The 6557-nt window shown below is 39.2% G+C and carries 8 protein-coding genes; all 8 read left to right on the top strand.

Features of this window, described 5'->3' with window-relative positions; genetic code table 11:
- A partial coding sequence (locus tag BVH04_RS24740; protein ID WP_205635929.1) for a colicin E5-related ribonuclease occupies window positions 1-560 on the top strand: 560 nt, incomplete at its 5' end.
- A 3-nt stretch (window positions 561-563) separates the two neighbouring features.
- The gene (locus tag BVH04_RS24735; RefSeq protein ID WP_086544137.1) at window positions 564-860 is read left to right on the top strand and encodes a hypothetical protein; all 297 of its coding nucleotides are present in this window, start codon (window positions 564-566) and stop codon (window positions 858-860) included.
- Between the two features lie 54 nt (window positions 861-914).
- A complete protein-coding gene (locus tag BVH04_RS24730; protein ID WP_086544136.1) occupies window positions 915-1523 on the top strand; it encodes a hypothetical protein in 609 nt (202 codons plus the stop codon).
- 479 nt (window positions 1524-2002) lie between these two features.
- A complete protein-coding gene (locus BVH04_RS24720) occupies window positions 2003-3214 on the top strand; it encodes an ISL3 family transposase (RefSeq protein WP_086544134.1) in 1212 nt (403 codons plus the stop codon).
- Window positions 3215-3363: 149 nt separating this feature from the next.
- The gene (locus BVH04_RS24715) at window positions 3364-3630 is read left to right on the top strand and encodes a hypothetical protein (RefSeq protein WP_086544133.1); all 267 of its coding nucleotides are present in this window, start codon (window positions 3364-3366) and stop codon (window positions 3628-3630) included.
- A 361-nt stretch (window positions 3631-3991) separates the two neighbouring features.
- Window positions 3992-4378: a plasmid mobilization protein gene (locus BVH04_RS24710; RefSeq protein WP_086544132.1), complete on the top strand. Its 387-nt coding sequence runs from the start codon at window positions 3992-3994 to the stop codon at window positions 4376-4378.
- A complete protein-coding gene (locus tag BVH04_RS24705; RefSeq protein WP_086544131.1) occupies window positions 4363-5649 on the top strand; it encodes a relaxase/mobilization nuclease domain-containing protein in 1287 nt (428 codons plus the stop codon). The genes BVH04_RS24710 and BVH04_RS24705 overlap by 16 nt, the downstream gene beginning before the upstream one ends.
- Before the next feature lie 18 nt (window positions 5650-5667).
- A partial coding sequence (locus BVH04_RS24700; protein WP_240511061.1) for a YWFCY domain-containing protein occupies window positions 5668-6557 on the top strand: 890 nt, incomplete at its 3' end.

Raw genomic sequence — 6557 nt, 5'->3', positions numbered from 1 at the left:
TTGGAAAAAAGAGGGATGAAGTTATGATTGATGTTGGATATGGAAAGGTTAGTTCACGAGATATTCAAGGGGCGGACTATATAGGTGAATTTGCAACAAAAGGCAGTGAGAATACACAAGAAAAGAAAGATTGCTGCCAAGATAAACCTGTTTTGAATGATATGGGAAGACCAATGGCAACAGGTGCTGTTGAACCAGTACATCCAGAAGCTTTTATAATACCACTTCCTCCAATATTGGCTTTCCTGAGATATTTAAAATTAGGGAGGGCAGCTGCTGCTACTAGTAGTGTTTTTTCTTACTTAACACCTAAGATTGTAAAGCAAATGGGAAGTCGTGGGTGGACACAAGAATTAATACATAATACAATAAATAATCCATTTACTACAAGAGTAGCAACAAATAGTGCAACTGGAAATGCTTCAACAGCATTTTTTCAAAAAAACGGTTCATATGTTGTTAAAGATGATTTAACAAATCAGGTTATTCAAATAAGCAATAGGTTGGATAATAAATGGATTCCAGATGCAACAATTATTAATCCATATATTCCAAAATAAATTATGAATAGGATAGAGAAGTTATTTAAAGACAGAGTAGTACAGAGAGGCGGAATTAATCTTTATTCAAAAGTTGATGCGCTTAATTTTATAAAAGAGTGTGAGAAGGATCAGGTTTATATTTTAGGTGTCGATGGATTTTACATTACAGAAGATAAAACTGAACCAAGTTTAGATAATAGTATTGACTTTAGTCTGTTGTCAGTAAATAGAGATCGAGTTTTTTTAATGTTAAAGGAGTTCTTTAATAATAAAGAAGAAAGTTTGTTTTTCGAGATTATCTATGAAGAAATAAAATAACTGCATAATAATTATGCGTACAATAATCCGCTGAGGTATATCGATCCGGATGGGATGGCACCGCAGGTTGCAATCGTTCACGCAACCCCAAAACACAGCGACAGCGAGGATCCTACTCAAAATGAAGTCGGAACTGGGCAAATTACTCAAATTAGGCAAACATTTTCGTATGACAAGACTTCTAATGGGGAAAGCAAAAGAACAGGAACAGATGTAGTTACAAAAACATTTCAGACGAGTTCTAAACAAGCAACGACAACTGTGGTAACAAGTTTAAAAATTGATTCAGATGGGAAAATTTCATCAACAGCAAAACAATTTGCTTTTACATCTTCGGGAACAGGAGAAAATCATACTTTTTATATGACCGAGGTCCAAGATGTTTCTATAGATCAAATCGGGAATGATTTAGTTGAAGTGGCAAATTCCGTTTCAGATTATAAAATTGCAAATGGTGGAGACAGTCAATTACAAACTAAGGCAGATATGCTCAATGCGGGGATAGGTGTAGCATCTTCAATAGGAGTAGCATTTGCAACAGCTGGGTTATCTATGCAGTATCAAATTGGGGCGGGTATAGCAACAGGATTTGCCACTTCAAAAGTTGCTAGCCCTGAAGGATTGTCAATTACTCACAAATTTGAAAAATCACCAAATCGATGAAAAAAGTCAAGGGATTATTTGTTTTGTTCATGGTGATAATATTTTGTTTTTATGTCACAACCACGGATCATTTGTTTAGCTTTAAACTGCTGTTAACCGCTTCAGCACTAATGGTGATATTGTTATTAATACTATATAAAGAATCACTTCAAAAGTTCAATAGTCTAATAAAATTAGATATAGAACTTACTAGAGGGTTTGTTTTTTGTGCCGCGAGCTTACCTATTCTTTACATGCTTTGGAGTTCAAGGCATATTGAATTAGTAAATCAAAAAATATTTGCTTATTTACTCACTCTTTTACTTGCAATATTTAATTATGGAATCAGGAGTAAAACAAAGAACTAAGTTGCGTTAGAGACTTTAAAGTAGAAATTTTTATTTATAAAGCTTAACTTATTGAGCAACATGAAGTGGTTCATCAGAATATCAGGAGGTTCTACCACGAATTTAATGGAATAGCTATCTTTAAGCAAAAAGATGTTTACACAGAATTTTTTCATAAGAATACTAGATTTAGAAGATGGATGGGTAGTCAAATCGGTTGATACGGATTTTTCTAAAGAGGAAATTTCTATCCAAATAGTCTGTTTGTCCAAGCAGGTAGAAGATACCCAGACTGGTGAACTCTGTAACATTTATGATCACGCGCCCGCACGTAAATGGAGGCACTTGGACACGATGCAATACAAGACTTATATCACGTGTGAACTGCCTCGGATTATTACTTCTGAGGGTAAAGTAAAGACTGTCCAGCCCAACTGGGCTTCTGGATACGAGCGTCATACCTTCCTGTTCGAGCATGCTGTAATAGACTTGCTCAAGGCGAGTAAAAATCAGTCCAAAACCGCCCAGCTTATGCGTTGCGGATTCAATGTGGTGAACAGAATCATGCACCTAAGTACGCAACGAGGCATGGCTAGAAGAAACTATTCTGCGCTTGTATTTGACCAATTAAGTATTGATGAAAAATCCTTTAAGAAGGGTCATGAGTATATCACTGTGCTGAGTCATCCGGGGTCTGGTTGTATTCTTGATGTGGAAGAAGATCGGACCAAGGAGGCGTGCAAATCATTATTTAACAGAACATTAACCGAAGTTCAGCTTGGCCAGGTAACCTCAGTCAGCATGGATATGTGGCCAGCTTATATCAATTCAGCAGAGGAGCTACTGCCCAATGCTGCGATCACACACAATCGGTTTCATCTGATGATGTACCTCAATAAGGCGATCGATCAAGTGCGTCGCCGAGAGGTAAAACAGCATGAGGAGCTAAAACACACACGCTATCCTTTACTTAAGAATTCAGAAAACCTCACAGAGAAACAACGGATCAAGTTTGAGGCAATTACCGGTGCGAACTATGAGGTGAGCAAGGCTTGGCAAGTAAGAGAAAACTTTAAAGCGCTGTTCAGTTGCGGAAAGCTTTTCGCCTGGACACTATACAACAAATGGACTGCTGACTCGAAGAGTAGAAAAATTAAGGAAATAGACAAAGTAGTAGAGACATTCAATAACCATGTTTCCGGAGTGGTAAATGCATTGATAATGAATCTAAGCAATGCAATGGCTGACCGTCTAAATGGTAAAATACAGGAGCTCAAAACAAAAGGTAAAGGCTATCGAACCTTTGCCAACTTTAGAAGCGCAATACTGTTTTTCCATGGAGGATTAAACTTATATCCCCTCTAACTTAAGGGTAGAACCACATATTCTTTAGAATTTGTGATTCTAGTCCATTATAAGGATCAGACAAAAACAATAAGACCCCCGGCGGATATGCCACCGCTTGGCTCAATGCCGATCGAGGTCGAGTCCTCGGTCCTTCCCGATCACAGGAAGTGCAGCAAGGCGACAGTGTGGAGCTTGGGGTTTTTGGGAAGTACGTAGATCCAAAGAAATTCAAGTTGTCACCTGCCAGCTTTGTACGCTCAGGTATGGATAAGAAACTGATCCAGCAGCTCACCGAATACGGTCAGAATCTTACCTCAGGTGGAGTGAATGAAATCGCCATTGCCAATGTGACCGCCCTGGTGATCACCGAACTGCAACAGAAGCCCGTGCTCGAAGCTTATATGGGGTATACGCTGTATAATCTGACCGGATGAGCTAAGCGATATAAGTAAAACTTGGGATTGGTGTTGTCTCAGTCTGATTACCAATGTGCCAGTATCGAAATTAGCCCATATTAATATAATGTTATGTCGCCTTCAGCCTATTTAGAGATTGATCAGGATAGGTTAATTCAGCAGCTACTTTTTATAATTGTATCATCTAGAAGGAAGAAAATGATATGAATCACAGATTTTCCCGAAGCCTGCGAATCATTCAGAAAGTTAACGGGATTTCCTGTGTCCTCTGAAATCGGCAAGATGTACGGTTGTATCACAACCGGATCTTGAAACCCCTAACTCCGAAGTCGTGGGGTTTGGAATTTATAAAGCTGTTGAACTTTGAAAATGATGCGTGATGAAGGAAGAAAGCAAGAGAGAAAAATGGCTGCATGTTAGGCTGACTTGTAAAGAATACGAAAGTATCCAAACGAATTTTGGGCAGACAGTTCAATATAGCCTGAGGGATTATGCCAGGAAATTGCTTTTGAAACAGCCTATAATCGGTAGGTATAAAGATACCGGAATGCAGGAGCTGCTCGCAGAATTGACTATGCTGAAAAGAGACTTGCACGGACTTGCAACCAACTACAATCAAATAGCCAAAAAACTAAATTCTGTAGGTGAAAATGAGACGAGTTCTTTCTTGGTACAAGGCCAGGAATTGCACAATACAATTCTAGTTTCATTACAGTCGGTGAACAGATTTATCAATCAGACGGCGGAGAAATGGTTGCAATCATAAAGACAAGTTCGTCGCTAAGAAGGCCGTTTCACTACAATGAAAACAAGGTGGAGCAAGGCGCAGCGGAATTGCTTTCGACCGCCAATTATCCATCCCAAAACGCAGAACAGTCAGCTGATTTGCGACTAAAATACTTAATGAAACTTGCACAGTTGAATTCCAGAACTGCGGTAAATGCAGTCCATATTTCTCTAAATTTTGCTCCCGGAGAGGTCTTTGAAAACAAGAAATTACAGTTGATTTCCAAGAAATACATGAAAGGAATCGGCTTTGAAAACCAGCGTTATCTGGTCTATAAGCATAACGATGCAGGACACCCACATTTGCATATTGTCACCACCAATATTGAGCTAGATGGAAAGCGAATTCCCTTGCATAATATTGGTAAATTGAAGTCGGAACCTACAAGAAAAGCATTGGAAAACCTGTTTGGATTGGTGCCTGCAGAGTCACAAAAACAAGGACTTTTTATAGCAAAGCCTGTTTCGATTTCTAGACTGGACTATGGCAAATCTGAGACTAAACGAGCTATTGGGAACGTGCTTCAGCATGTGCTTAAAAGCTACAAATTCACTACCCTTCCAGAGCTTAATGCGGTATTGAAAGGCTATCGAATAGTGGCTGACCGTGGGACTGAAGAATCACGAATTTTTAAAAATAGAGGACTGGTTTACCGGGTATTAGACGGAGAAGAAAATAAAATTGGAGTACCGATAAAGGCAAGCAGTTTTCACTTTCGAGCAACTCTTAATGCGATTGAATCCAAGTTTGAATCCAATAAAGTGGAACGCAAGAAACATATCAATTCGATTCGCTCAGCAATTGATCTGGCTGTGTTGAAGATGTCTAAAAGTAGTCTGGATGAAGTAATAAAAAGCATGGAGAAGCAAGGCATTGTCACAGTCAAACGGGAGAATAATGAGGGCCGATTGTATGGGGTCACCTTTGTGGATCATCGAACTAAATGTGTGTATAATGGAAGTGCATTGGGTAAGAAATACAGTGCGAATGGACTGTTGGATCGATTAGGTCTTACTCAGAAAAATGACACGGTCACTCCAGCAGCATACATCAAATGTACAAGTCAAACTCATGAAAGCCCAACAGATCTGCGTCCAATTCTACCGGTTATGGATAAGGAGACCAGAAGTTCCAATAGCTCTTTAAGAGCTATGTTGGAGACAGTAATTACTCCAGAGGAGACATATAGTTATCTGCCATTTGAATGGCGGAAGAAGAAGCGAAAAAAGAGAAAAACACAAACAAAGTAGGGACTAAACTAGCGGGGGATGGGAATGCAGACAGGAGAAAACGAGCAGGGGTTACGCAAGATTTTGGATATGACCAGGTTAATGGGAATCGGGGTTTTGGGACTGCATTTTTATTATTACTGCTATGCTACATTCAATGATTGGGAGTTGGTTTCTGAACTGACAGATGGGGTGCTGATGAATATTCTTACAACTGGATTGTTTGAGAATTTCCATACCTCCAAGTTCATTGCTCTAGGACTGTTGATGATTTCTTTGCTTGGAATTAAGGGTAGGAAGAGTGAAAAAATGAGTAGCAGAATTGCTCTGATTTACTTGGCTTTAGGACTGGGTTTTTACTTTGGGAGTTACTTTGTAATGGGTTTGAAAGCTCCGATAGATTTGATTTCGATTGCTTACATGACATTGACTTCAGTTGGGTTTTTGTGCATACTTTCAGGCGGTACAATGCTTTCACGAATTATTCATGATAGACTTAGCAGCGATGTTTTTAACACAGAAAATGAGACTTTTCCTCAGGAAGAAAGGCTGCTTGAAAATGAATTTTCTATAAACCTACCAGCCCTTTACAACTTGAAAGGACGTATTAGAAACAGCTGGATTAATATCATAAATCCTTTTCGAGGACTAATGGTGTTAGGAACGCCGGGTTCTGGGAAAAGCTATTTTGTAATCCGTCATGTGATCACTCAACACATCAAAAAGGGCTTTTCCTTGTTTGTGTATGACTTTAAGTTCGATGATTTATCGTCCATCGTTTACAATACCTGGCTTCAAAATAAGCACCGTTACAAAGTTGTCCCAGAGTTCTATGTGATCAATTTTGATGATCTCACACGGAGCCATCGCTGTAATCCATTGGCTCCTGAAACGTGCTGGATATTACCGATGCAGCTGAATCGGCGCGG

The sequence above is a fragment of the Algoriphagus antarcticus genome (assembly GCF_002150685.1).
GTDB lineage: Bacteria > Bacteroidota > Bacteroidia > Cytophagales > Cyclobacteriaceae > Algoriphagus > Algoriphagus antarcticus.
The sequence above is the reverse complement of the archived record's forward strand: the minus strand, read 5'-3'. Positions and strand labels throughout refer to the sequence as shown.